Below are 23499 nucleotides of genomic sequence, written 5' to 3'. Positions count from 1 at the left end.
GATGAATCGAAATTATATATTTCTAACCATACTCATGATTGTATTGGCAGTTGGCACTTTAATGCTGAAACCTGCAAAACAGTTGAAACAAATTGAACCGGAAACACTTCTAAAAGAAATTGTTCAACCAACAAGGTATATTTCAACGGATGAAGTCGCAAAAAGGCTCATTCAGGGCGATCCGTCTTTGTTACTGGTTGATGTAAGAAGTGAAGCGGAATTCGAGAAATATTCGCTGCCGCGTTCATTAAATATACCAACTGAAAAACTAATGGCCGATGACAACTTATCATATTTCGGAGTACCGGGAACAAAAGTGGTTTTTGTTTCCAACGACGATATTAAAGCCGATCAGACCTGGGTACTTACCAAACGGCTTGGATTTAACAGTACCTATGTAATGAAGGGTGGTTTAAATTGCTGGATGGAAACGATTATCGATCCTGTTGAGCCAAGCCCGGATGCAGAAGAAACTGAATTCAAAACTTATTCTTTTAGAAAAGGAGCTCAAATGTATTTTACAGGAGCACAGGTTGACGATTTCAACGACTCAAAAGTTGAGGTTCAGGTGCGCCGTAAAGAGAAAACATCAGTAGCTTCAGGAGGTTGTTAAAGTTAAATCTGATAAGAAGAATATCATGCATATACACGAATTAAATCCTTGGAGAACATTAATTGCAGTCGTAATTTTTGTTGTGATTTTGCTTGCTGGTTTTGTTACGATGACAAAGCCTTTGCTAACTTATCATTTGGATATGAATGAAAGTATACAACAACTTAGTGATGAAAATGCTTATTTTTATCCATGGGAACTGGATGGTTTTATAAAAAAGGAAGCTCAAAATGTAGTTCTTTTTGATATCCGCGACAATTTTATTTTTGGGCAAGGGCATATTCCCGGAGCAGAAAACATATCAGCCAATGATTTGACTCAGGAAGATAATGTTGAACGGCTGGAGAAATTAAATGAAATGGGCGTCACGGTTGTTTTGTATGGCGAAAATCAACTACAGGCTAACGGCCCGTGGATGTTGTTTCGGCAGGTCGGTTTCGACAACGTAAAGATTTTGGCTGGCGGGTATCAATATTATGCAGAAAATAAAGAAAACTTGTTGGCTGCAAAAGACAACAACTCTTTCAAAAAAGGAATTCCAAGATATGATTTTGCGGAAAAAGCTGCCCCAAAAGATGGAGCTGCTGTTTCAACAACGGCAAAAAAGCCTGTTCAGGTGCAGCGAAGACAAAAAAGTACTGTTGCAGCTGGAGGTTGCTAACAAGTAAAATTTGCAACAACGGAAAAGATTTTTGTTTTAAAATAGTTTGACAAGGTCCCGGAGAAAATTCTTTGGGATTTTTTTATTTCAGTTTTTTATTCCAGCAACTACAACTATTTTTACATTCTAAATTGCAAAAATTAAACACATGTCAAAGATTCTGGTAATTGATGATGAACGAAGTATCCGAAATACACTGAAAGATATCCTGGAGTATGAAAAATACGAAGTGGATTTGGCTGAAGACGGAAATAAAGGTATTGAAAAAGTAAGAAATACAGAATATGACATAGTTCTTTGCGATATTAAAATGCCTGGACTGGATGGGATAGAGGTTTTGGAAAGAATGAATGTTTTGGCGCCTGATACCCCTGTGGTTATGATATCGGGGCATGGCAATATTGATACCGCTGTTGAGTCGATAAAAAAAGGCGCATTTGACTACATTGAAAAGCCCCTTGATTTGAATCGCTTGCTGATTACAATCCGTAATGCGATGGACAAGTCGAATCTGGTGACAGAAACTAAAAATTTAAAAAAGAAGGTTAGTAAAAAATACGAGATAGTTGGCGAATCAAAAGCCATTGGCGCAGTTGTGGAAATGGCAGACAGGGTTGCTCCAACTGATGCAAGGGTGTTGATAACAGGCTCAAACGGTACAGGAAAAGAATTGGTAGCCCGCCGGATTCATGAGCAAAGTAACCGGACATCCGGTCCGTTTGTAGAGGTAAATTGTGCTGCCATTCCTTCTGAACTGATAGAAAGTGAACTTTTTGGTCATGAAAAAGGTGCATTTACTTCGGCTGTTAAACAGCGAAAAGGAAAATTTGAACAGGCAAACGGTGGTACTCTTTTTCTTGATGAGATCGGTGATATGAGTTTGTCGGCGCAAGCAAAAGTTCTGCGTGCTTTGCAAGAGAATATCATTTCAAGGGTTGGCGGCGACAAACAAATAAAAGTCGACGTTCGGGTGGTGGCGGCAACCAATAAAAATCTTTCCAACGAAATTGCAGATAATAAATTCCGTGAGGATTTATATCATCGTTTAAGTGTAATTTTAATCCATGTTCCTTCTTTAAATGAAAGGCTGGAAGATATTCCATTATTGGCCTGCTATTTTATCAAACAGATTTGCGGAGAATATGGAATGCCGGAAAAAGAAATTACAGATGAAGCTATAGCTGAGTTGCAGAAAATAAAGTGGACCGGGAACATACGTGAATTTAGAAATGTGATTGAAAGGTTAATTATTTTGTGTGATAAAAAAATAACCGATGACGATGTTTTACGTTTTGCTGCACCTTTAAAATAAAACTTCTTTCCCAAAATTAAGAACAACTTGTCTTTTTTATTGTTACAGTTGATACAAATGTTCCTGAAAGAGAACATTTTTAATTATTGCGTGTTTTTTAAGAAGCCTCTGGAAACGGAAGAGTACAATTTGTCATGGCGTATTATTAATCTTTCCCTCGGGAAAAAATTATCTTCGGTTTACCAGGGGCTTTTCTTTTGTATTACTGGCTTGAAAATCCGGGAAATCTTTAATTTAAAGATCCACCTTTGCCAGATAAAAGATAACATTCAGAATAATATACAGAAAGATAGAGAAAGCCAATCCGTAAGCTTTGAAAATAATTATCATCGCCCCCGAAATGAGAAGAAACAAGTAGCGATACCAATTTTCTTTTACCGATAATGATTTAACTTTTAGTGAAAACATTGGCAGATTGATGACCATCATTCCTGATGTGAAAACACCGAGGAATAATAAATTTTTGGTGGTAAAAACAAGTTGAAACAGTTTTTCATTTCCCGGAAATTGGAGAATTAAACCCAGTGATGCCCAAAGCAAAGCATTTGCAGGAATGGGAAGCCCCCGGAAAAATGGTTCCTCAGAAAAAGAAGAGTTAAACCGGGCAAGGCGGATAGCTCCAAAAACCGGAATTAAAAAAGCAGAGAAAAGAATTAACCATTCATACCATTGCCCCGAGATTTCATAAACAGGTAAATTTTTGTCAAACAGAGAAAATTCAAAAAGGGTAAAAAGAATAGCTCCGGGGGCAAGACCAAACGAAACCACGTCGGCAAGAGAATCCAGTTGTTTGCCGACTTCGGAATATGCGTGGAGAAGACGAGCTGCCAAACCGTCCATAAAATCAAAAACAGCAGCAAAACAGATAAATACACCAGCCCATATTAAATGCCCGTCGATGGCAAAGATTACAGCCAAAGAACCTGATAAGAGGTTTAAAGAAGTAATAAAATTGGGTATTTGCCCAACAATTTTTTTCATTTCTTTAAATTAAAGTGTTGCAAGAATGGTTTTTCCACCTATGGATTTTTGATGCAGCGAAACGTTTATTTTAGCATCTGCCGGAAGAAAAACGTCAACACGTGATCCAAATCTGATAAATCCGTACTCCTGTCCCTGAACTACAAAATCTCCCGGTTTTTTATAGTTTGCAATTCGTCGGGCCACTGCTCCGGCAATTTGCCGAGACAAAATTTGTGTCCCGTCTTTCATTTTAAAAACGGTTGAACAACGTTCGTTTTCTTCTGACGATTTCGCTATAAATGCAGGGTAAAAGCGCCCGTTTTTATGATGTACATAAACTACTTCTCCCGAAACCGGAGCCCGGTTCTGGTGTACATTCAGCGGCGACATGAAAATGGAAACCTGGATACGCTCATCCTTAAAATAGTCTTTTTCATAAAGCGGTTCAATGGCCACAATATCTCCATCGGCGGGAGCAAGCACATGTGTTTCGTTTAGCTCAATTTTGCGGTTTGGAACTCTGAAAAAGAAAACAATAAGTGCCGCCAATACCAATGACGCAACCATTAAAAAATAGAAAATTAAGTATTCTTTCAGAAAAAAATAGACCAACGCATCTAATACCGCCAAAAAGAAAAAAGCGATGGGGATTATTTTTATACCTTCTCTGTGAATTCTCATGAAATATTTCCTCCTAATATTAACCAGACGTAAATAACCGGAATCACAAATAATAAACTGTCTAAGCGGTCAAGAAAGCCACCATGCCCGGGCAATATATTCCCTGAGTCTTTAATTTTTAGTTCGCGTTTTATTTTTGATTCAAAAAGATCTCCAAATGTTCCGAACAGAACAACCAATGCTGCAGTTACAATCCATACGGTTACCGAAAGCGACTGAAAGATTACTGCATTTAGTATTCCCATAATAATTGCAAAAACGGCACCTCCAATCAGTCCTTCCCACGATTTATTGGGTGATATTCTTTCACACATTTTATGTTTGCCAAATTTTGAACCTATTAAGTATGCCATTGAATCGTAAATCCATATGATAAAAAATAGTCCGGCCAAAATCCAGGGATAAAACTGACTGTTTTCCGGAAAACCGGGAAAGACAATAAAATTTAGTAAAGCAAATGGTATGGACACATAGATAAAGCCACCTATTGTGATAAAGTTATTTTGCAGGGAATTTTCTTTTTTGCGCAAGACCTCTGAAAGTAGGATGATTATTAAAAAAGGAAAAATAAGTAGGCAAAATTGAAAGGGAATGATTTTTCGGGCAGCAAAATAACAAGCAACAAACAACAGTCCTCCTGTAACCAAACCAATAATTTTTTGAGGATTAAAATCACCGTTTTTCATCAGAATGTAAAATTCAAGCTGTGTCACAACCATAAGTGGCAAAAAAACAAGAGCAAAAATAATCGGGTGAATCATTGTTCCTGTCAGAATTACGGCCACGTAAATAATCCCGGTTAATGAACGTTTTAGGAGGTTGTTCAATTTTTTAAATTTTTAAGTAGTTCAACAGAGCGTGTATAGTCCGCATCAGCCACGTAAACCAGATACTCTCCCAAAACTTTATATGCTGTATCCTGCTGGTTCATAACAACTGCTTTGATACCGCTATTTTCCAGAATTTCCCGTGCCATCTCAGCTTTATACTCATGGGCAGTCATGTACACTTCTTTCCAACCTTCTTCCATTTTACAAAGGTAAATAAATTGAATTATTTTTCAGACTAAAAATACATGAAGCTCTTTGGGGCCGTGTGCTCCAAGAATTAGTGTTTTTTCGATGTCGGCAGTCCTGCTGGGACCTGTAATAATTGTAACCGCCGAAGGCAAATTGTTTTTGTATTTTTTAACAATACCTGAATAGGCACTTTCAAGATAATCAACGACCTGTTTCTTTTGGGCTATTACAATATGAACAGGCGGATAAACAAACATTTGGCGCCCGCCGGCTTGTATAGAACTTATCATTACTGACCCCGTGTGGGCAATAAGAAATTCGCAGCCGGTTATTCCCGCTTCAATATTCTCATTAAAATGGTCACTGGTTGAAAATTGGATGTTATATTCTTCTAAAAGTTTTTGGAGTTCAGGTTCTTTACAACCAATATTTTCTGCTGAATATTTTTTCAGCAAAAGCTGAAGTTCAGAACAAAGTTCGTTTTTGGTATCAAACAAATAAACACTCCCGTTTACCTTTTCCAGATTTTTTTTAAAAGCCACATCCAGCGGCTCTTCAATGGAATGATAAACGGGAGTGTCAAAATCCGGCTTTTCAGGCAAGAAATGTTGGGTGTTTTTTAATTTCTCTAATATCTCCTGCCTTGCCGATTTCATTTATGCAGATATTACCTGGCTTTCAGAATCTTCCGATTTTTCTTCAATTTCCTTATTTTCAGAAACATTTTGGCGTTGTTTTTCTGCTACACCGGTTTCCTTGTTCCAGGGACGTTTTCCAAAAATTTCTTCCAGATCTTCACTGAAAATAACCTCTTTTACCAAGAGACGATCTGCCAGCTTTTTGTGTCCCTCAGCGTTGTCTTTCAGAACTTTTAGTGCTCTTACATACTGTGCATCGATAAGAATCTTTACTTCTTCATCGATTAACTCTGCTGTTTTTTCGCTGTATGGTTTTGTAAATGTGTAATCGTTCTGTCCGCTTGAGTCGTAAAAACTTACATTACCTACCTTTTCGCTCATGCCAAAAATGCTAACCATTGCATAAGCTTGTTTGGTAATTTTTTCCAAATCGTTCTGTGCACCGGAAGAGATTTTTCCGAAGATTATTTCTTCTGCAGCTCGTCCTCCTAATGCCGAACACATTTCGTCGAGCAGTTGTTCTTTGGTCGTGATAGAGCGTTCTTCAGGTAAATACCAGGCCGCACCTAAAGCTTTTCCACGGGGTACGATTGTTACTTTTACCAGCGGATGAGCATGTTCCAGCAGCCAACTAATGGTAGCGTGGCCGGCTTCGTGGTAGGCAATGGTTTTCTTTTCTTCCTGTGAAATGATTTTATTTTTCTTTTCCAGACCACCAATAATACGATCAACAGCATCCAGAAAGTCTTGTTTGGTAACTGCTTCCCTGTTTTTACGCGCTGCTATTAATGCAGCTTCGTTACAAACGTTGGCAATATCGGCACCTGAAAAACCCGGTGTTTGTTTCGCCAGAAATTCAACATTTACACTTTGATCCAATTTGAGTGGGCGGAGATGAACATTGAATATTGCTCCTCGTTCGTTCAAATCGGGCAGCTCAACGTGTATCTGCCGGTCAAAACGTCCGGCACGCATCAGTGCCCGGTCAAGAACATCAGCACGGTTTGTAGCAGCAAGAATAATAACACCACTGTTGGTGTCAAACCCATCCATTTCGGTCAATAATTGATTTAAGGTGTTTTCTCTTTCATCATTTGAACCAAAATTGGGGTTTCTTCCACGTGCTCTCCCAATTGCATCAATCTCATCAATAAATACAATACAAGGTGCCTTTTCTTTTGCTTGTTTGAACAGGTCACGCACACGCGAAGCACCTACACCAACAAACATTTCAACAAAGTCGGAACCAGACATAGAGAAAAACGGTACGTTTGCTTCCCCTGCCACAGCTTTTGCCAATAATGTTTTTCCGGTTCCGGGAGGCCCTACTAAAAGCGCCCCTTTAGGAATCTTTCCACCTAATTTGGTATATTTCGCCGGGCTTTTAAGGAATTCCACAATTTCTTCCACTTCCTGTTTCGCTTCTGCCAGCCCGGCAACATCTTTAAAATTAGTTGAAACTTTCTGGTCTTTATCAAATATTTTTGCCTGTGATTTTCCAACATTAAAAATACCACCGGCTCCTCCACCGGCTCCTCCTCGGCTCATTCTTCTAAAAATCCACCACCAAAGTAAAATGATTAGTACAAACGGGCCGATGGTCCATAAAATTTCTCCTGCCCAGTTACGTTCTTCCTTATACTCGGGAAGCACTTCATAATCCGTTCCTTCCTGGGCTTCACGTAAATTGCGTTCGAATGTTTCCACCGAACCAATATTAAACGTAAAGTGAGGTCCGCTCTCTGAAGGCTTTGAAAAGTTGCCGCTAAATTCAGATTCGTATTTATCGAGCCTGTCTTTTTTTATGTAAATGTTGGCGTGCTTTTCATTTACAACAACAATCCTTTCGATATCCTGGTTAGCCAGCATCGTTGATTTTACTTCACTCCAGTTGGTTTCAACCGGGCCTCGTGAATTGCTAAAGTAAAACTGAACAATAATGAAAACAATGGCAATTATCCCATAGATCCAATAGGCATTGAATTTTGGCCCTTTCCCATCATTCTTTTTGTTAGAGTTAAATGAGCCAAATGGATTGGTTGGCTTATTTTGTTTATTTTTATCGTCTGCCATAATTAATTTCAATTTTCTGCTTCTATTTTTGTAATTTTTGCGTCAGCCCAAAGGCCTTCAAGGTTATAAAATTCTCTTGCGTCTTTTTGAAAAACATGAACCATAATCTCTCCGTAATCAATTAAAATCCATATTGCGTTTTTGTATCCGTCGCGGTGCCAGGCTTTTTCTCCTGTATGTTTTTCAACAACTTCTTCAACTGATTGTGATATCGCATTTACCTGCGTATTTGAGTTTCCATGGCATATTACAAAGTATCCACATTCAGTATGATGTATTGTATTTAAATCAATTATTGTTATTTCCTTTCCTTTAATTCGGTTAATTCCTTCCAGAATTGCTTCAATTGTTTTGTCTGTTTCTTCCTTTTTCCCTGTCATATATTTTTATTGTACCATACAAAGATAATCTTTTTGCCTTATTCCCATTTTTTGTACTTTCATTTCTGTTTTAGTGCATCCAACCATGCTGTGATGTAAAAAACCATTTCATCAATAAAAAGTTGACGAGTTAAAGTAAAAATGTATGAATTTTTCAGACAAAAATTATATTGTTTTGAACGCAGTTGAATCTACCAACAACTATGCCAACCAGCTAATTATGTCGAAACAGGCAGTAGAAGGCACTGTCGTTTTGACATATTTTCAGGAGAAAGGCAGAGGACAACGTGGCAATTACTGGGAAAGTGAAAGAGGAAAGAATCTGCTGACCAGCATAATTTTGTTCCCCGGGTTTTTACCTGCTGAAAGACAATTTGCTATATCAAAGATTGTTAGCCTTGCTTTGTATGACTTCCTTAATAGCGAAACTTCGGATGTATCGATAAAATGGCCCAACGATTTGTATCTGGGAAGTAGAAAGATTGCCGGTATTTTAATAGAAAATGGTGTAAAAGGAAGAAATATTTTTTCATCGGTTTTGGGAATTGGCTTAAACCTCAACCAAAAAGAGTTTGTTTCCGATGCTCAAAATCCGGTTTCATTACAACAAATCACAGGCGAAGAATACAATATTCATGAGGTGTTGGATGAAGTCGTGGAACTGATTTTTAAGTGGTATCAGAAATTGGAGGAGGGAGACTTTGAGTATATTGATTTCATGTACCTTGATCGGCTTTTTCGAAAGAATATATGGAGTACTTTTAAAGACGGAGATGGTGAATTTGAAGCAAAGATTATTGGAATTGGTGAATTCGGCCAATTAATTTTAAAGAGGCAAAATGGAAAACTTTCTGAGTATATGTTTAAGGAAGTTGAGTATATTTTTTGATTTCAGCGGAGGAGTCAAAATTTATTTATAAGGAAGTTTCGACAGTGTATCAGCCAATTGGTTAATGCCTTCCTCCAGTTTGTTTCCTGCCATCATTTTTATCATCATGCTCATTTCTGCGTGTAATGTGAGCCTCATTTTTGTTTTAAAGGCATCGGCAGGTAACAGTTGAATCCAGAAAGTAAAACTTAGCGGAAGGCTCCCCGAACTTTCAACTTTAATGGTTTTAAAAGGATCGCGGTTTACAATTTTAATTTCAGCAACTCCCATCCCGGTAATTTTAAATTTGCAGGAATCACGATTGGACTGAAAATCGGTAATTTTAACCTGCGGTACTTGTTTGGTTATTTTTTCAATCAATCCTGAATTGAGATAAGCCGCCAGATTTTCAAAATTGGAAAGGTAATTAAAAACAACCTGTTCGTTTTGGTTAATTACTTTTACGTCACTTACATATTTGTGTAAACTCATAACTTTCTTTTTGTAATGAAAAAAAATCCCGCATAAGCGGGATCTCTATCCTAGGTTTCCGAAAATTCTACTATTTACCCCAGTTTGCCGGGTCTTCGCGCCATTCCATCAGCGATTCAACTTCTTCCTTGGTAATTTCACCCTCTGCCAGAGCGAGGTCGATTAAAATCTGGTACCGGCTTAATGTTGTCAGTTCAACTTTTGCTTTTTTGAAGTTTTCTTTTGCATGTGGAAAATTATAGGTAAAAATTGCCACCATTCCAACTACTTCTCCTCCAAAATTGCTCACAGCTTCCGCTGCTTTCAGGCTACTTACACCGGTTGATACCAAATCTTCAACAATTACCACTTTTTGTCCGGGTTTCAGGTCTCCCTCAATCAGGTTTTCCAGTCCGTGTCCTTTGGGCTTCGAACGAACATAAATAAATGGTAATCCAAGTTTGTCAGCTACCAGCACACCGTGTGCAATTGCACCGGTTGCAACCCCTGCAATTACTTCTGCATCGGGGTATTTTTCGCGGATTAATTCCACAAATTTATCGCAGATAAATGTACGGGTTTCCGGATAAGAAAGTATCTTTCGGTTATCGCAATATATCGGCGACTTCCATCCCGATGCCCAGGTAAAAGGGCTTGACGGTTGTATTTTTATTGTATTTATTTCAAGTAATTTTTTTGTTACTTCAATTTGAGTTGATTCCATAATTTTGCAGTAATTTTTTAATTAAGAGCAAATGTATAAAGTTTTTTTTAATCAAAAATTGATAAACATTTCCACCCGGGAGAATATAACATTAAATAAAACAACCATTCAGGGAACCGATTCATTTAATGTTTTTGATGTCCGGAGGTGGTTTCAGAATTTTATTCTGAATAATGTAGCGGAGGCTGTTTTAACTCATTCATCTCCTGTTGATTTTTTTGAAGTATTTAAATCGGCTTTTATACAAATTGATGCTGCCGGCGGAGTCGTTTTTAACGGTGAAGGGAAGCAGTTATTTATACTAAGAAATGGGGTGTGGGATTTACCAAAAGGTAAAGTGGAAAAAGGTGAGACAACAAGAGACGCAGCCATTCGGGAGGTGGAGGAAGAATGTGGAATAACAGGATTACAAATTGCCAGAGAATTACCTTCAACTTATCATATTTACCAATCGCCCTACAAAAAAAGCAAAGGTGAGTGGATTTTTAAAGAGACATTTTGGTATGAGATGAATTACAGCGGAGCAAAAACAGGTGTCCCTCAACAAGAAGAAGGCATTACAAAAATAAAATGGTTTGCACCTGCTGAACTTGGCGAGGTTTTGGAAAATACTTACGAAAATCTAAGACAAATAATCAACCTTTACCGGGTTTGATTTCTTTGTCGTTTGAAAAGTTCTTGTTGTAAAAAGGATCCAAACTGTTGCTCAAACCCGTCGAGAGGAGCTTTGGTATTTTCAAAAACGATTTTATGATTTTCATCAAGAAGAAAACAGCTGGGAAAGGCCTTTACTTTATATTTGCGAATAAATTCGCCTGTCTCGTCAACGAGTTGCATTCCCGGAATCTGGTTTTTATCAAGAAACATTTTCATTTCAATAATATCCGTTTTCCGCATTACCGGAATAATTTCCAGATGTTGCTGAAACTGTTCTTCAATTTTGGTCAAATATTTTAAATGTTCCTGACAAACTATCATCTCAGCATCGGCAAAAATCAAATATTTAAATTTGTCTTTGTTCTCGTCTGAACATTTGTGGTGTCCATTTATGTCCTTTAAACAAATTACCGGAGCCTTTATGCCGGGGAGTAAAAATGTAAGTTTTTCGATTACATTTTTTGTATAGGTATTAATTGTCTCCGACGAATTTTTTTTCCATTGTTCTGACTCCAGCAGCTGAATAATAGCTGAACGGGAAAATTCACCGGAATAAAAAGCATCGTAAAGCATTTTTAATATTGCCAGTTGTGTAACATGACCGGTTAAATTGTATTTATTTTTTACAAAACCGGTCAGATAGTCAACATCAAGCCGGGCGATGGCATTTTTGATTTTATCGCCATCTTTCGATTTCGCATCAAAACTGAGCCTGTTGGTGAAAATTCTTTCGAAGTAACTTATAAATGCGGGATGTTGCCAGTAATCGGGGGGAACAGTTGAGAGAATTGCAGAGCCGTCCTCCGGGTTTTGTCTGAAAACTTCAGATTCTAAAAATTTTATTTTGAGTTTTTTATGATTTTCAAAAACAGGATTATTGGATTTTGAAAAATCGTTGTTGAGAAAGAAAACAATTGAGTCGTAAACTTCGCGTGATTGTTTAAAATAGAGCCGGTTAAAATATTTTTCGCTATTGGTAAGTTGGCTAAAACGGGCTTCAAAGTCGAGTATATTTTGATTTAAACCTTGAGGGTCTTTTAGTTTAAACCAAAAAAGAACAGGCTCAAAAAAGGGATTTTTTTGATCGGCAAACGATTTTTCCCGGGAAGGAGGGAAAACGGGTTGAATCGTTTTATCCGGTTCGAGGAAAAATTCGCCTCTGTAAATTCCAAAATAACAAAAAGCAAATGTTGTTTTAGTAAGCTGAACTTCTGTCCTGAAATGTCCTTCACTGTCAAACTCAATCGAAAACAGTTCCAGTTCGTTTTTCGCAATCGGGTCGGAATAAGTGTAAAAAGCAATTCTTTTTCCTGCATATTCCCGGTTTTGACCTTCCAGAACAGTTGAAAAAGATACTTTACCAAATAAAAGCAGGATAATGGTCAGAACATATAACTTGTTCATGAACAGAAGTTTAGTCTTTGTTTTCCATTTTGAATTCATCCATGTTTAATCCTTTAGGAAGAAACATACTGGCATCTCCGCCATGTAAAACAATATCACGTATAATTGATGCATTAACAGGAGTATGCTCCGGTAGGGTAAGCAGAAACACTGTTTCAATTTCGGGATGCATTTTCTTGTTTATTTGCGCAATGGCTCGTTCGTATTCAAAATCAGACGAAGTTCGCAAACCTCTTAAAATATATTTTGCCCCCACTTCTTTACAAAAATCGATGGTCAATCCTTCGTGGATACGAACCTCAATTTTGTCTTCTTTATCAAATACCTGATTAATCCATCGTAACCTTTTTTCAACGGAATAGAAAGATTTTTTGTTGGCATTAAAACCTATCATTACAATAATTTTGTCAAACATCGAGACTGCTCTTCTAACGATCGATTCATGTCCAACAGTAAAAGGATCGAATGATCCGGGGAATATGGCTATCTTATCCATCTTTCAAATTTTGCTTCTAAAATAAGCTTTAAAACTGTTTTGAAAAAACGCCATGTAAATTAATTTATTGCTTTTGCCCGGTTTGCACTCACAAACAAAATGTTACCTAAATCCTGATATCCTTCAGAAAGTTCCTCAATTTTTGTCAACATTTCGGAAGTAAATCCGATGAGGGTTAAATCTGCATCAGCCGAGTATTTAGTGATCACTTCTTTTCTGTTTTGAGTATCAAACGGAACCATCGAAATATTTGAAGGGCTTATGGGCAAACGACCGGCTTTTATAAGCTCCATCAATTGTTTCCGTTTTTCATCCATTAGTTCTTCCGGATAAAGCGCGAATATTTTTATTTTGCCTTTTTTCCAGTCGGGGTGCCCCAAAATAATATACCCCAGCAAAATCATCAGGTTTGCATTCCGGTAATCTTCCGGGCTAATCCAAATATGAATTTCGTTTTTGTAACCAAAACTTTTATACGATGTATTCAAAATACAAATATCAAAACCAGCAGATTCGACCAGTCCGTAATTGGCCGTAATTTCTTTTAGATTTCCCGGATCTGTTCTCGAAAATTCAAAAAGGATAAGGTTATTCCCTTTGCCGGAAATACCGGAGAGCTGCACAACCTGAGCTATTGCCGATGTGTACGAAGGTGAAATTATGGTGTCGAGGTAAACCCTGTTTTTACTTCCCGCTGAAAGTAGGATTAAGCGGTCAAGTACTTTTTTTGATTCTTCTGTTGTTTTTTCGTTGAGATAGCCTTTTATAAAATGAATGTATGTTCCGAAGCCATATTTATAGGACAACCACCGCATAATATCAAAGGCCGAACGTCGCTTAAACGTATCGTGTGAGATACAAACTCCAAACGGGCGCCAACTGGTTTCTTTTTCGCTGCTGTCGGCGCGCTGTAGCATAATTTGAAGTTGCCGGCTCAATTGAAAAATAACGCCTTTGAAAAGTTTGTTCAGGCCTTGATTTTCCTCGTTGTTGAGCATGATAATATAGTAGATAATTGACATGATAACCAGAGAGGTGGCTGCATAGGGAGCGTTCATCTGGAACATCAGCCAAAAGGAAAAAAGTGCACCTATTAGTGAGACATACCAGTTGGAGCGGAATGTTGGACGGTATGCAGGATCGGCGGCAAAATGTTCAAGGAAAGATATAAGACAAATGGCACCATAGGTCACCATAAAAAACATAGATATGATTTGAGCCACAAAGTCGACATCACCTACAACTACAAAAACAAATGCTATGATTATGGTAATCAACGAACCATTTACCGGTTCGTTGTCTTTTTTCTTCCCTCTGGCAAACCAACGATTTAGTCCTTTCTGGGGAAAAATATCATCAAATCCCAAAGCCTGTAATGTTCGTGGTGCAACCATAATCGAACCAAGCGCTGAACTCAGTGAAGCTGCAGCCAGCCCGATTGGTATAATCGGCCCCCAAACAGCAATTTTACTCATTATCAACTGGTCGCTTACTAAATCGTAAGGTGATGCTGAAATTGCAAATTTGTATGCAATGGCAACATAAACCAACATGCCAACAACAGTCGCCCAAAGTGTTCCTCTGGGGATTGATTTTTTGGGATCTTTCAAATCTCCCGATAAACCCAAACCGGCAGCCAAGCCTGTGAAAGCAGGGAAAATGATGGTAAAAACAAAAAAGAAATTGAGGTTATTTGAAATATGTGCATGAAAATTTATTTCCTCTGGTTTTATAGGAGAGTCTCCAAGGAAAAACATAACCAATGAGGTTAGAAGGACCGCAACAACAACATACAATGCTTTCATCCCAACGTTGGCTCCTTTAAAAAGGATGAGCAAAGAAAGAAGGGACATGGTGGGGATAGAAATCCAGCGACGGTCGGGGATATAAAAACCATAGTTTTGGGCTATCCATTCAATCACTGGCTCAAAAGCTTCTCCAAAAGCAATGACATAAAAAGCAACGCTAATAGCCTGCGACAGATAAAGTGCAATGCCAATCGCTCCTCCAATATTTAATCCAAAAGACCGGCTGATGATGTAATAGGCTCCTCCACCCTGTACACGTTGATTGGTGGCAATTTCTGCAACAGCAAAGGCTGTTGGAATGGTTACCACATGCCCCAGCAAAATGATTCCGATTACACCAAAAAAACCCACCTGGCCAACGGCCCAGCCAAAACGAAGAAATAAAATAGCTCCAAGAATAGTTGACAGAGCAGTAAGAAAAACTGGCATTGTGCCAAATTTTGCATTGGTATTTACCAGCGATTTAGCCATAAGTTGATCGTTTTATAATTTTAAAATTGGAGTAAAAATCTGAAAAAACAAATCGATTATCAAAATATTCCTCTAAAACTATTTTTATTTTACCACACAAACTACCTGTCAACTTTAATCGTTATTTTGTTCAAAAGACTAATTTTGCCGGATGCCTGTGAAGAAATCGTATAAAAATATTTTGTGGGGCTATGCTTTTTTACTTCTTGTGCTGGCCTATATTTTTGGACTTTTTATTGATTTAACGGGCGATTCCGGATTGTATGCAGCAATTGCCAGGCAAATGGTTGAGTCGCATGATTGGCTGACACTTAAAATCAACAAAGAGTTATATGATCAGAAACCACACCTTCTTTTTTGGCTGGCCGGACTGGGGATTAAAATCTTTGGAAATACAAACTTTGCTTTTAAAATATTTCCTACGCTCTGGGCACTGGCCGGAGTATATTTTACTTATCGTTTGGGTAAATTATTGTATTCAAAAACTGCTGGGAAATATGCTGCTTTAATTGCCGGAACGTCGCAGGTATTTGTACTGTATCTTTTGGATATTCATACAGACACTGTTTTACAAACCGGTGTGGTTCTGGCACTTTGGCAACTTACTGCTTTCCTGAAATCAGGCACCCCGATTCATTTTGTTTTGGGTTTTGTTGGTGTGGGACTGGCAATGCTTTCCAAAGGACCGGTGGGGGCGGTAATCCCTTTTTTTATGGTTTTTATTTATTTGATTGCCAGGAAAGATTATCGTCACATTTTTCATCCAAAATGGTTTTTGGGAATTATAATCGCATTCATTGTAGTTTCACCATCACTTGTTCATTTATATAAAAGTTTTGGAACGGAAGGAATTCGTTTCTTTTTTATCACCAACAATTTTGGTCGTATTTCGGGTGAATATGCCGGTTCGAGTAACGATCCGTTTTTTTACCTGTACAATTCTTTGTGGATTTTTCTTCCCTGGACGGTATTTGTGGTATTTGCAGTTTTTTCTGAAATAAAAAGTTGGTTCTCAGAAAAGAAGAGCGATGTTTGGGGAATTGCGTTATTGGGAAGTGTTTTGATTTTTACAGTCATTTTAAGCATTGCCAAAGGGAAATCGCCGAACTATTTTTTAATGGCCGTTTTCCCCATTGCTGTGTTGACCGGCAGATGGATGGCACAAAACGTTTCATTTTCGATAAAGACAGAAAAAACGGTTCAGGGCTTTCAATGGGCTGTCATTGGAATAATACTTCTGGTATTTGGCGTTGCTCTATTCATCAATCAGGGAAATAATGGCTGGTTGCCAATCGTGTTGATACTGTTTTTTTTAATTGTTGTAATTTTTGCTTTCCGATTTCAAAACAAGAAATCATTACGTGTCACTTTGGTTTCATTTGTTCTGGCCGGAACTTTAAGTTTGTTTCTGAATGTTTCTGTTATTCCCCATTTGTATGACTACCAGGGGGCAAGGAAAGCTTTGGCTGTCTTTAATAAAGAAAGAAAAGAGGGCGATAAATTATATAAACATCATTGGCAGGAATATGAAGTGTTTTTTTATGCTGATGAGCCGGTAATCCAAATTCTTACAGACAACGATTACCGGAATATGATGAAACAGAGTGGTGTTTGGATTTATACAACTGAAGCTGGTTATAATAATCTTAAAAAAGAAATAAAAACTTTCGATATAGTTATCCCTATCCGGCTGCGGAGAATGAATCGGATTGGTCTCGAATTTTTAAATCCATTGACAAGAGAGCATTCGCTTGAAACAAACTATTTGGTTTACAGAAAATAAACAGGGAAAAGAAAAGAATTTTGGAGAATATTACTCCTGTAGTTTGAATAATCTTGATACTGTTTTTATTTCTCAGTGGTTCAATAGTATATGAATTATTGTATCAATAATATATGTCAAAATATAAGTTGTGTTTATTCTTTTGCAATAGGGCTTGAGGCTAACACTCTTTTAACCACTTTCAAATCATCTATGTAAACAGGGCCGTCTCCGCTTCCCCTGAAAAAGAAAGCACAATCCTTTCGATCTGTTTGTTTTGGAATCCAGAACCTTAACACATATTTTTGCCAACCCGACGCATTTGTAGTGTCGCTTTCGTTTGAATAGAAATCAAAATCTTTTAGATATTCTGCTACAATATGCACCTGGTTTTTCTCCTGGCTACAACCCCAGAGACTTATCTCGAGGTAATCATATTGACTTAGGTTGCGGAGCCATATCCTGGTACCGTATCTGTTCTCTTGAGAAAGTTTTATACTGTGGCTCCCGCTTAACGATTTTTCGTTTGTGAGGTATTTTGCCATTTCAGCCTTTTCACCATCAGAAAAAAGTGTATAACCGGAAATTGTGTCCGTTTTTTCAAAATCGCAAGTTAAGGTATCGGTCTTGTTAAAAATGATATTTGCAGAATCTTTTCTTTGAGATGATGTGGTGTCTCTTTTTAAAAGAAATACCGGAAATTCTTTGGCAACAATTTTCCAATCCGGGCTGGAGAGATAATTGTTCCTTATTTTTTCATTCCCCATTTGAGAATGCAGGTAATTATTGTCGTAAACAGAAAAAACAATATACCCGGCATCTTTTATAACCGGGAAGAAATAAATTTTTTGTCGCTGTGCCAAATGGGGCAAAATAGTATTTGACGCACTTACGCTGGCTTGCGACGGGATTTGTTTCAACAAACGGTTGACTTTTTTTACATTGAACGGAGCCTCGAAGAAGTGTTTGTCATAAATTTTTACTTTCAAGGGGTTTAACGTATAGGGAATCCTGTTGTTGGAGCGCTCCAGTTTATGTATTGTTACTGAAACAGTAGCTGTGCACACAAGTATGGTAAGAATTTTTTGAAATGAATGCGATTTAACAGAAGACAATGTCAGAAAAACAGACAATGGCAGCAGGGTTACCACTTCAATGGAATAGTAGGTGGCAATTCCCCAGCGTGTAGGAACATCATTTAATACTTTTTGCGCAATTATGGGGATAAACCAAATTAAATATTTTGGTTTTGCCAGAAGAACAAATCCGCCCGAAATAAGATAAACGAGATAAAATTCAGCTTTAACTCCGTTATGGGCCGGATCGTCCAGATGATTTACAAAAAACAGTTTGATTGATTCCACAGGGTGGCGGAAAATATATAAAATTGCTTCGCCGGGCGTGGCCCCTAACGCTGAATAATTAAACAAAGTATAACCAACATTTTTTGTTTCTATTGAAGGAATAAAGACTTTAAACAAAAGGATAAAATAAATGATGGAAATAAAAATTCCTGAAAAACAGTATTTCACGGCCTTTTTATCTTTTCTGTTTTCCAAAATCAGGACGATAAAAATAAAAATAAACCACAGTGGAATATTTTCACGCGAGAAAAGTGAAAGAATCAAAATAACTAATGCAGTGACATATTTTTTTGTCACAAAATAATAAATGAATATCGGGATAAAACACGATGAAATAATGGCCAGATTTACATCTGCAGAAAATGAAGTGTACCTTCCCAAAAGTAAAAAATAATAAAGCAGAACACCAGCACCGAGCCATACATTATCGGTTTTAAGTTTTATGGTTTTATAAGTGTACCAGGCAGCAATTAAAATTAAGGCGTTTTGAATAATTATTAAAGTATAGGAGTGTGTTAGCCAGTTTAGCAACCAAAATACCGGAACAAAATACATGAGCGTGAAAGAAAAATGATCTTGTAAAAAATTGCTTCGGAAATAGGGGATGGGGCTTATTTTGAAATGGGAATAGTCCCAGAAAGCAAAATTATAGTTGCCATAATCAAACGTTACGGTGCGAAACAGGTAGTGATTGGTAATTCCCATTGTGAAAAGGAGAATGCCAAAAAAAACGAGGATAAAATACGGAATGTGCTTTTGACGGAACCCAATCTTCATTGTTAGAGATTACTTCAAATTTCGTTTGCAAACTTAAAAAATAATGCGGAGTAAAATGTATGCTTCTCTGGGAGTTTTAATCATTTGTTGTTTAGATTCTTTTTCTGAATAATCGTTGGTTGGAAAGAAATTAGCTATTGAATAACCAGTTTTCCAGATTTTATAATTTCTCCGTTTTCTTCAGCTCTGAAAAAGTAAATTCCACTTTTTATCACGGGAGCGAAACTTACTTTTGAATTTGCTGCTACTTTTTTTTCAAATACTTTACTTCCTTGTGGATTAAATAGTAAAAAAGTGACAGTTTTTCCAAAAGGAGATGTAAAATCTACTGTAAAATTTTGATGTGTTGGATTGGGATATACTTTAATGTTTTCCGTTGCGTCTCCAACCGACGTTGTTTTTTGCGGCGTCAAACGATAATCTGTCAATTCGCCAAAACAGTGAAGTGAACTATCGTTTAAACAAATAAGGTCATAAGTTACTGTTTTGTCTGTGTGGATGTTTGTTACCACAAAGTTATCACCGGGGCCTTCACCCATTCCGCTCCCAATGAGGCTAATATTGCTATAACTATCATACATAAAATCATCGCTCCAGTCGGCTGCCCCAAAATCACCGGCAAACATAAATACATTGTTCTCCAACGACAGGAACAACGGGGCTATCTCAGACCAGAAATTGATGGACCCGGCTCTTCCTGCAAAAGAATTCGGGTAAATAACTGAATACTTGTTATTGTTTTCCCGCCATAACATTTGATGAAAAAAGACAAAGATATTATCCACATCTTCCTTGTGTTCTTCTACTGCATTTTTCAAAAAAGACAGTTGATCGCCCGAAATATTCCAGGCATCGATGTTGGGATCTAAAAAGATAAATAAGTCATTTTCAAACGTAAACGAATAATAGGTGCTGCCATACCTGCTTTCAAAAAGCTCCCTGTTTTCCATATCATGGTTTCCTACCGCAAAATAAACAGGCAGCCCCAGAGAATCGATATCTGCATCAACTTCGTCCCAATCTTGGGCAACCGGGTTGGGGTAAACAATGTCTCCGGTTAAAATACCGAACTTTATTTCCGGGCGTTCTTTTATGTATCCAAATTTTTGTTTAAAAGGGGGATGTAATCCAATGTTGTTTACACCCGGTTTTCCGTAAGTATGACCAGCAACAAAAAATGAGTACTTAACAGAATCGGTTTGGGCATCAGCATCAAGAATAAAAAGAATAAATAAAGTGAGAATAATATAACGTATCATTTAGCTTGTTCCTATTGTTTTTTAAGGCTTAGTCAATAACTATTAATTGGTGCTTTGAAAGTAAAAGTATTACAAAATAATGAAAAAAACATTAATGAATTATTACATTTGCCTCATACGGTTTATTAATGAGAATTTTTATATATCTGGCAATATTTGCTTTTTCATTTCTGATATTTTTTTCGTGTTCTCCCGCAAAAACAGAAGAAGGAAAAGACAGGAAAACGGTATTTTTGTGTGACGTTGAAAAAGTTAATCCGGAGAAAAGACTGTTTTCTGAAGCTTTGGACAAAGATATCTACTTTCAAAATGTGGAAACTCAGTCCGATGATTTTGCCTATTCTGGAAAATATTCTTCGAAACTGTTCCCCGGCAGACCTTATGGATTAACCGTGGATATTGAAAATGTGAAGGCGGATGATTATATACAGGTGACCGCCTGGAGAAAAAGTAAAAACGATGGCGGGGTTGTCGTAATCGACGGAGGAAACGGTTTTTATCAGGCCGGGAAACATGTACTGGAAGAACAGAATGGTTGGCAAAAGATTTTTGTTGAATACTTTGTCCCTCCTAATTTTTATTCGGGGAAGGTGAAAATATTTGTCTGGAACAACAGCCCGGATACCGTATATTTTGACGACATGGAGATTCTTCTTCAGAATAAAAAAGATTATCCTGAATACAAAGATGAAGAGTCGGTAAATTTGTATATAGATTCGAATGGCTTGGACAAGTTACAGCAAAAACGGATAACAGCATTTGAAAAAACGATGCTTGTCAGCTCCGACGAGGACTATACAAATCTCGTTTTTTTTGATGGGGATTACTTTTTAAATGGTAAGTGTAGGTTAAAAGGCGACTGGCTCGACCATATCCAGGGTGATAAGTGGTCGTTAAGGGTTAAATTGAAAAAGGATTTTGCGTGGAAGCATATGCGAACCTTTTCTGTTCAGAACCCCTCAACCCGTAATTTCGTGCACGAGTGGCTGGCTCACAAAATTTTTGAACAGGAGGGGGTGCTGACAACACGATATGGATTTGTCCCGCTCCGGTTAAATAATAAATCGCTGGGAATTTATGCATGGGAAGAACATTTTGAAAAACAGTTGGTAGAAAGCAAAAACCGTAGGGAAGGACCGATTTTGCGTTTCGATGAGAGCATATTCTGGCAACAGATGCTGGAGGGCAGAACAACAGGTCGACAATGGGACATCGATTATTTTAACGCTACACCTGTAATCCCTTTTAAACAGGGGCAGCTTGTGGCCGATTCCATGAAAATATACCTACTGGAGGAAGGTCAGAAATTAATGCTACAATATAAGAATCAGACCCAACCGGTTTCAAAAATTTTCGATGTTGATAAACTCGCAAGATATTACTCGTTGATTGATTTAACTCAGGCTTACCATGGTTTTACATGGCATAACCAACGATTTTATTACAACCCGGTTACCTGTTTGCTGGAACCTATTGCTTTTGATGGGTATATTGAAAATGGAATTTACAAACGTTTCGATCAACGTGTTACTGGAATGGTTCCTCCTTTCAAGCTGGCAGATTACGTTAAGGACGAGTTAATGCTCTTCCATCCATTCGCTGATAGTTTATTTATTCAAAAATACATTGCTTATCTCAGCCAATACAGCTCTCCCGAATTTATGAGCGAACTTAATTTATCATACAGAGAAGAAGCAGACTCAATTTCAGCAGAAATCTATAAAGAATTTCCTTATTATTCTTTTGATTTCAAATATATTGAGGAACAAGCAAAATGGATACAGGATAATCTGGATGACATTGAAAAAAATGCATTCGAACTGGGGAGTGAAATCAAAAAAATTGATTTTGGAAAATTTCGAAAGGAGTATACAACGGATGTAAATCCGAACTTGATCCCATTAATGGTTCAAGCTTATTATAACCGGGATAAAAAACAAATTGATGTCCTTAATTTTCACAACGGAGAGGTGAAATTGTTGGGTGCATTAATGAGTGACAGATTACCGGAGAGTTTTGATCCTACGCCCTTACTGGAACCATTTAAAGGTATCCGGGCCAATCAAGTTTCAATTTCAGTAGAAGCTGTTCCGGCAAAAATTCTGTTTTCTATTGATAATAAGATGTATGAAACAGAGGTACATCCCTGGAAGTATTCATCTGAATTAACGACCAGACAAATTGCAGAAAAGAGAGCGGCATCGAATTTTCCTGTAACTGACGGGAGAATAATTTTTGAGGGAAGTTATACCTTCAGTTCGGATGTTGTGATCCCTTCAGCAGTAAAAGAAGTTGTGTTTATGCCTGGCACAAAGATAAATTTGACAAATGGAGCCGGATTCTTTTCATTTGTCCCCGTGAAAATGCAGGGTACCTCTACTGAGCCTGTGAAAATATTTTCAAGCGATAAATCGGCACAAGGATTTAATATCATTCAGCCCAACGGAAAATCAGTATTGAATTTTGCCGAGTTTCAGAACTTGAGTAACCTGCAAAAAGGAGGCTGGCAAACGCCCGCAGCTGTTTCGTTTTATGAAGCTGATGTTGAGATCAAAAACTCTGTTTTTGCCTCCAATGTTAATTGCGACGATGCCCTGAATGTTGTTCGTTCTGATTTTTATGTGGAAAATTGTCGCTTTGAAAATACATTTGCCGATGCATTTGATTCTGATTTTTGTACAGGCGAAGTAAAAAATTGTTTGTTTAAAAATACGGGAAATGATGCCATCGATTTTTCAGGCAGTCAGATCAAAATTTCCGGATGCGAGATGTATAAAATCAGCGACAAAGCCATTTCGGGTGGAGAGCATTCCTTTTTAACCGTTACCGATTGTAAAATTGATAAAGCCAATATTGGTGTAGCGTCAAAGGATTTGTCAGAACTGGTGCTGGATAAAATTGAAATGAATCAAACAGTTTACGGGCTGGTTGCTTTTGTAAAGAAAGCGGAATATGGCCCGGGAAAGATTGTGATTGAGAATTTAAAATTAAAAAGGAACATGATTTTTCATCAAATTGAAGAGGGATCGGTTCTTATATTAAACGGAAAAACCATTTACGGAAAAGAAAAAAAGTTAGTAGAAAAACTATATCAATAA

Annotated in this window: 21 protein-coding genes; 7 read left to right on the top strand and 14 right to left on the bottom strand. The window is 37.5% G+C overall.

From position 1 onward, the window contains the following. Position 1: 1 nt before the first annotated feature. The 3 genes from K5G00_RS04390 (at position 2) to K5G00_RS04380 (ending at position 2586) form a co-directional block, all read left to right on the top strand. Positions 2 to 613 carry a rhodanese-like domain-containing protein gene (locus K5G00_RS04390; RefSeq protein ID WP_238764550.1) on the top strand — a complete coding sequence of 204 codons (612 nt, stop codon included), beginning with the start codon at positions 2 to 4 and terminating at the stop codon, positions 611 to 613. 25 nt (positions 614 to 638) lie between these two features. After that, positions 639 to 1274 (top strand): rhodanese-like domain-containing protein, encoded by a 636-nt coding sequence (locus tag K5G00_RS04385; RefSeq protein WP_238764549.1) that lies wholly within the window; start codon positions 639 to 641, stop codon positions 1272 to 1274. 148 nt (positions 1275 to 1422) lie between these two features. Beyond that, complete coding sequence (locus tag K5G00_RS04380; RefSeq protein WP_238764548.1) at positions 1423 to 2586, top strand: sigma-54-dependent transcriptional regulator; 1164 nt, start codon at positions 1423 to 1425, stop codon at positions 2584 to 2586. 234 nt (positions 2587 to 2820) lie between these two features. On the opposite strand, the gene K5G00_RS04375 is transcribed toward K5G00_RS04380, so the two are convergent. The 7 genes from K5G00_RS04375 to rsfS are packed head-to-tail and all read right to left on the bottom strand — an operon-like array spanning position 2821 to position 8340. After that, a complete protein-coding gene (locus K5G00_RS04375; protein WP_238764547.1) occupies positions 2821 to 3567 on the bottom strand; it encodes a CDP-alcohol phosphatidyltransferase family protein in 747 nt (248 codons plus the stop codon). Between the two features lie 9 nt (positions 3568 to 3576). Further along, positions 3577 to 4230 (bottom strand): phosphatidylserine decarboxylase family protein, encoded by a 654-nt coding sequence (locus tag K5G00_RS04370; RefSeq protein ID WP_238764546.1) that lies wholly within the window; start codon positions 4228 to 4230, stop codon positions 3577 to 3579. Beyond that, a complete protein-coding gene (locus K5G00_RS04365) occupies positions 4227 to 5057 on the bottom strand; it encodes a phosphatidate cytidylyltransferase (RefSeq protein WP_238764545.1) in 831 nt (276 codons plus the stop codon). Before K5G00_RS04365 ends, K5G00_RS04370 begins: the two co-directional genes overlap by 4 nt. Next, entirely contained in the window at positions 5054 to 5260 is a 207-nt protein-coding gene (locus K5G00_RS04360; protein WP_238764544.1) for a putative signal transducing protein, read from the bottom strand. Before K5G00_RS04360 ends, K5G00_RS04365 begins: the two co-directional genes overlap by 4 nt. A 30-nt stretch (positions 5261 to 5290) precedes the next feature. After that, positions 5291 to 5905, bottom strand: coding sequence for a LutC/YkgG family protein (locus K5G00_RS04355; RefSeq protein ID WP_238764543.1), 615 nt, complete (start codon positions 5903 to 5905; stop codon positions 5291 to 5293). Beyond that, positions 5906 to 7960 (bottom strand): ATP-dependent zinc metalloprotease FtsH, encoded by a 2055-nt coding sequence (ftsH, locus tag K5G00_RS04350; protein WP_238764542.1) that lies wholly within the window; start codon positions 7958 to 7960, stop codon positions 5906 to 5908. A gap of 8 nt (positions 7961 to 7968) precedes the next feature. Beyond that, positions 7969 to 8340, bottom strand: a complete 372-nt coding sequence (rsfS, locus tag K5G00_RS04345; RefSeq protein WP_158864215.1) for a ribosome silencing factor — start codon at positions 8338 to 8340, stop codon at positions 7969 to 7971. 145 nt (positions 8341 to 8485) lie between these two features. On the opposite strand from rsfS, the gene K5G00_RS04340 reads away from it, so the two are divergent. Then, complete coding sequence (locus tag K5G00_RS04340) at positions 8486 to 9229, top strand: biotin--[acetyl-CoA-carboxylase] ligase (RefSeq protein ID WP_238764541.1); 744 nt, start codon at positions 8486 to 8488, stop codon at positions 9227 to 9229. Positions 9230 to 9250: 21 nt separating this feature from the next. On the opposite strand, the gene K5G00_RS04335 is transcribed toward K5G00_RS04340, so the two are convergent. Together K5G00_RS04335 and pyrE are read right to left on the bottom strand one after the other, a co-directional pair. After that, the gene (locus K5G00_RS04335; RefSeq protein ID WP_238764539.1) at positions 9251 to 9700 is read right to left on the bottom strand and encodes a hypothetical protein; all 450 of its coding nucleotides are present in this window, start codon (positions 9698 to 9700) and stop codon (positions 9251 to 9253) included. A gap of 70 nt (positions 9701 to 9770) precedes the next feature. Then, complete coding sequence (pyrE, locus tag K5G00_RS04330) at positions 9771 to 10403, bottom strand: orotate phosphoribosyltransferase (protein WP_238764537.1); 633 nt, start codon at positions 10401 to 10403, stop codon at positions 9771 to 9773. A gap of 31 nt (positions 10404 to 10434) precedes the next feature. Here pyrE and K5G00_RS04325 point away from each other — a divergent pair, with 31 nt between their 5' ends. Next, on the top strand, positions 10435 to 11058 hold the full coding sequence (locus K5G00_RS04325) for an NUDIX hydrolase (protein ID WP_238764536.1): 624 nt from the start codon (positions 10435 to 10437) through the stop codon (positions 11056 to 11058). On the opposite strand, the gene K5G00_RS04320 is transcribed toward K5G00_RS04325, so the two are convergent. Genes K5G00_RS04320 through K5G00_RS04310 form a run of 3 tightly spaced genes read right to left on the bottom strand, consistent with a single transcriptional unit; the run spans position 11046 to position 15239 of the window. After that, positions 11046 to 12464 (bottom strand): TlpA family protein disulfide reductase, encoded by a 1419-nt coding sequence (locus K5G00_RS04320; RefSeq protein WP_238764535.1) that lies wholly within the window; start codon positions 12462 to 12464, stop codon positions 11046 to 11048. The genes K5G00_RS04325 and K5G00_RS04320 overlap by 13 nt on opposite strands. 10 nt (positions 12465 to 12474) lie before the next feature. Next, positions 12475 to 12960, bottom strand: coding sequence for a pantetheine-phosphate adenylyltransferase (gene coaD, locus K5G00_RS04315; RefSeq protein ID WP_158864203.1), 486 nt, complete (start codon positions 12958 to 12960; stop codon positions 12475 to 12477). A 59-nt stretch (positions 12961 to 13019) separates the two neighbouring features. Further along, entirely contained in the window at positions 13020 to 15239 is a 2220-nt protein-coding gene (locus tag K5G00_RS04310) for an APC family permease (RefSeq protein WP_238764534.1), read from the bottom strand. Positions 15240 to 15390: 151 nt separating this feature from the next. On the opposite strand from K5G00_RS04310, the gene K5G00_RS04305 reads away from it, so the two are divergent. Then, positions 15391 to 17022, top strand: a complete 1632-nt coding sequence (locus tag K5G00_RS04305) for an ArnT family glycosyltransferase (protein ID WP_238764533.1) — start codon at positions 15391 to 15393, stop codon at positions 17020 to 17022. A 134-nt stretch (positions 17023 to 17156) separates the two neighbouring features. On the opposite strand, the gene K5G00_RS04300 is transcribed toward K5G00_RS04305, so the two are convergent. Together K5G00_RS04300 and K5G00_RS04295 are read right to left on the bottom strand one after the other, a co-directional pair. Continuing rightward, complete coding sequence (locus K5G00_RS04300) at positions 17157 to 19142, bottom strand: DUF2079 domain-containing protein (protein WP_238764532.1); 1986 nt, start codon at positions 19140 to 19142, stop codon at positions 17157 to 17159. Between the two features lie 134 nt (positions 19143 to 19276). Next, positions 19277 to 20401, bottom strand: a complete 1125-nt coding sequence (locus tag K5G00_RS04295) for a T9SS type A sorting domain-containing protein (RefSeq protein WP_238764530.1) — start codon at positions 20399 to 20401, stop codon at positions 19277 to 19279. Positions 20402 to 20529: 128 nt separating this feature from the next. On the opposite strand from K5G00_RS04295, the gene K5G00_RS04290 reads away from it, so the two are divergent. Continuing rightward, positions 20530 to 23499, top strand: a complete 2970-nt coding sequence (locus K5G00_RS04290; RefSeq protein ID WP_238764528.1) for a right-handed parallel beta-helix repeat-containing protein — start codon at positions 20530 to 20532, stop codon at positions 23497 to 23499.

The sequence above is a fragment of the Maribellus maritimus genome (assembly GCF_022267315.1).
GTDB lineage: Bacteria > Bacteroidota > Bacteroidia > Bacteroidales > Prolixibacteraceae > Draconibacterium > Draconibacterium maritimum.
This window is presented reverse-complemented; position numbering and strand designations above follow the sequence as displayed.

Bases quoted from the DNA above. Each gene is read 5' to 3' on its own strand.
- K5G00_RS04390 (WP_238764550.1), top strand. From the start codon at position 2: ATGAATCGAAATTATATATTTCTAACCATACTCATGATTGTATTGGCA.
- K5G00_RS04385 (WP_238764549.1), top strand. From the start codon at position 639: ATGCATATACACGAATTAAATCCTTGGAGAACATTAATTGCAGTCGTA.
- K5G00_RS04380 (WP_238764548.1), top strand. From the start codon at position 1,423: ATGTCAAAGATTCTGGTAATTGATGATGAACGAAGTATCCGAAATACA.
- K5G00_RS04375 (WP_238764547.1), bottom strand. From the start codon at position 3,567: ATGAAAAAAATTGTTGGGCAAATACCCAATTTTATTACTTCTTTAAAC.
- K5G00_RS04370 (WP_238764546.1), bottom strand. From the start codon at position 4,230: ATGAGAATTCACAGAGAAGGTATAAAAATAATCCCCATCGCTTTTTTC.
- K5G00_RS04360 (WP_238764544.1), bottom strand. From the start codon at position 5,260: ATGGAAGAAGGTTGGAAAGAAGTGTACATGACTGCCCATGAGTATAAA.
- K5G00_RS04355 (WP_238764543.1), bottom strand. From the start codon at position 5,905: ATGAAATCGGCAAGGCAGGAGATATTAGAGAAATTAAAAAACACCCAA.
- ftsH (WP_238764542.1), bottom strand. From the start codon at position 7,960: ATGGCAGACGATAAAAATAAACAAAATAAGCCAACCAATCCATTTGGC.
- rsfS (WP_158864215.1), bottom strand. From the start codon at position 8,340: ATGACAGGGAAAAAGGAAGAAACAGACAAAACAATTGAAGCAATTCTG.
- K5G00_RS04340 (WP_238764541.1), top strand. From the start codon at position 8,486: ATGAATTTTTCAGACAAAAATTATATTGTTTTGAACGCAGTTGAATCT.
- K5G00_RS04335 (WP_238764539.1), bottom strand. From the start codon at position 9,700: ATGAGTTTACACAAATATGTAAGTGACGTAAAAGTAATTAACCAAAAC.
- pyrE (WP_238764537.1), bottom strand. From the start codon at position 10,403: ATGGAATCAACTCAAATTGAAGTAACAAAAAAATTACTTGAAATAAAT.
- K5G00_RS04325 (WP_238764536.1), top strand. From the start codon at position 10,435: ATGTATAAAGTTTTTTTTAATCAAAAATTGATAAACATTTCCACCCGG.
- K5G00_RS04320 (WP_238764535.1), bottom strand. From the start codon at position 12,464: ATGAACAAGTTATATGTTCTGACCATTATCCTGCTTTTATTTGGTAAA.
- coaD (WP_158864203.1), bottom strand. From the start codon at position 12,960: ATGGATAAGATAGCCATATTCCCCGGATCATTCGATCCTTTTACTGTT.
- K5G00_RS04310 (WP_238764534.1), bottom strand. From the start codon at position 15,239: ATGGCTAAATCGCTGGTAAATACCAATGCAAAATTTGGCACAATGCCA.
- K5G00_RS04305 (WP_238764533.1), top strand. From the start codon at position 15,391: ATGCCTGTGAAGAAATCGTATAAAAATATTTTGTGGGGCTATGCTTTT.
- K5G00_RS04300 (WP_238764532.1), bottom strand. From the start codon at position 19,142: ATGAAGATTGGGTTCCGTCAAAAGCACATTCCGTATTTTATCCTCGTT.
- K5G00_RS04295 (WP_238764530.1), bottom strand. From the start codon at position 20,401: ATGATACGTTATATTATTCTCACTTTATTTATTCTTTTTATTCTTGAT.
- K5G00_RS04290 (WP_238764528.1), top strand. From the start codon at position 20,530: ATGAGAATTTTTATATATCTGGCAATATTTGCTTTTTCATTTCTGATA.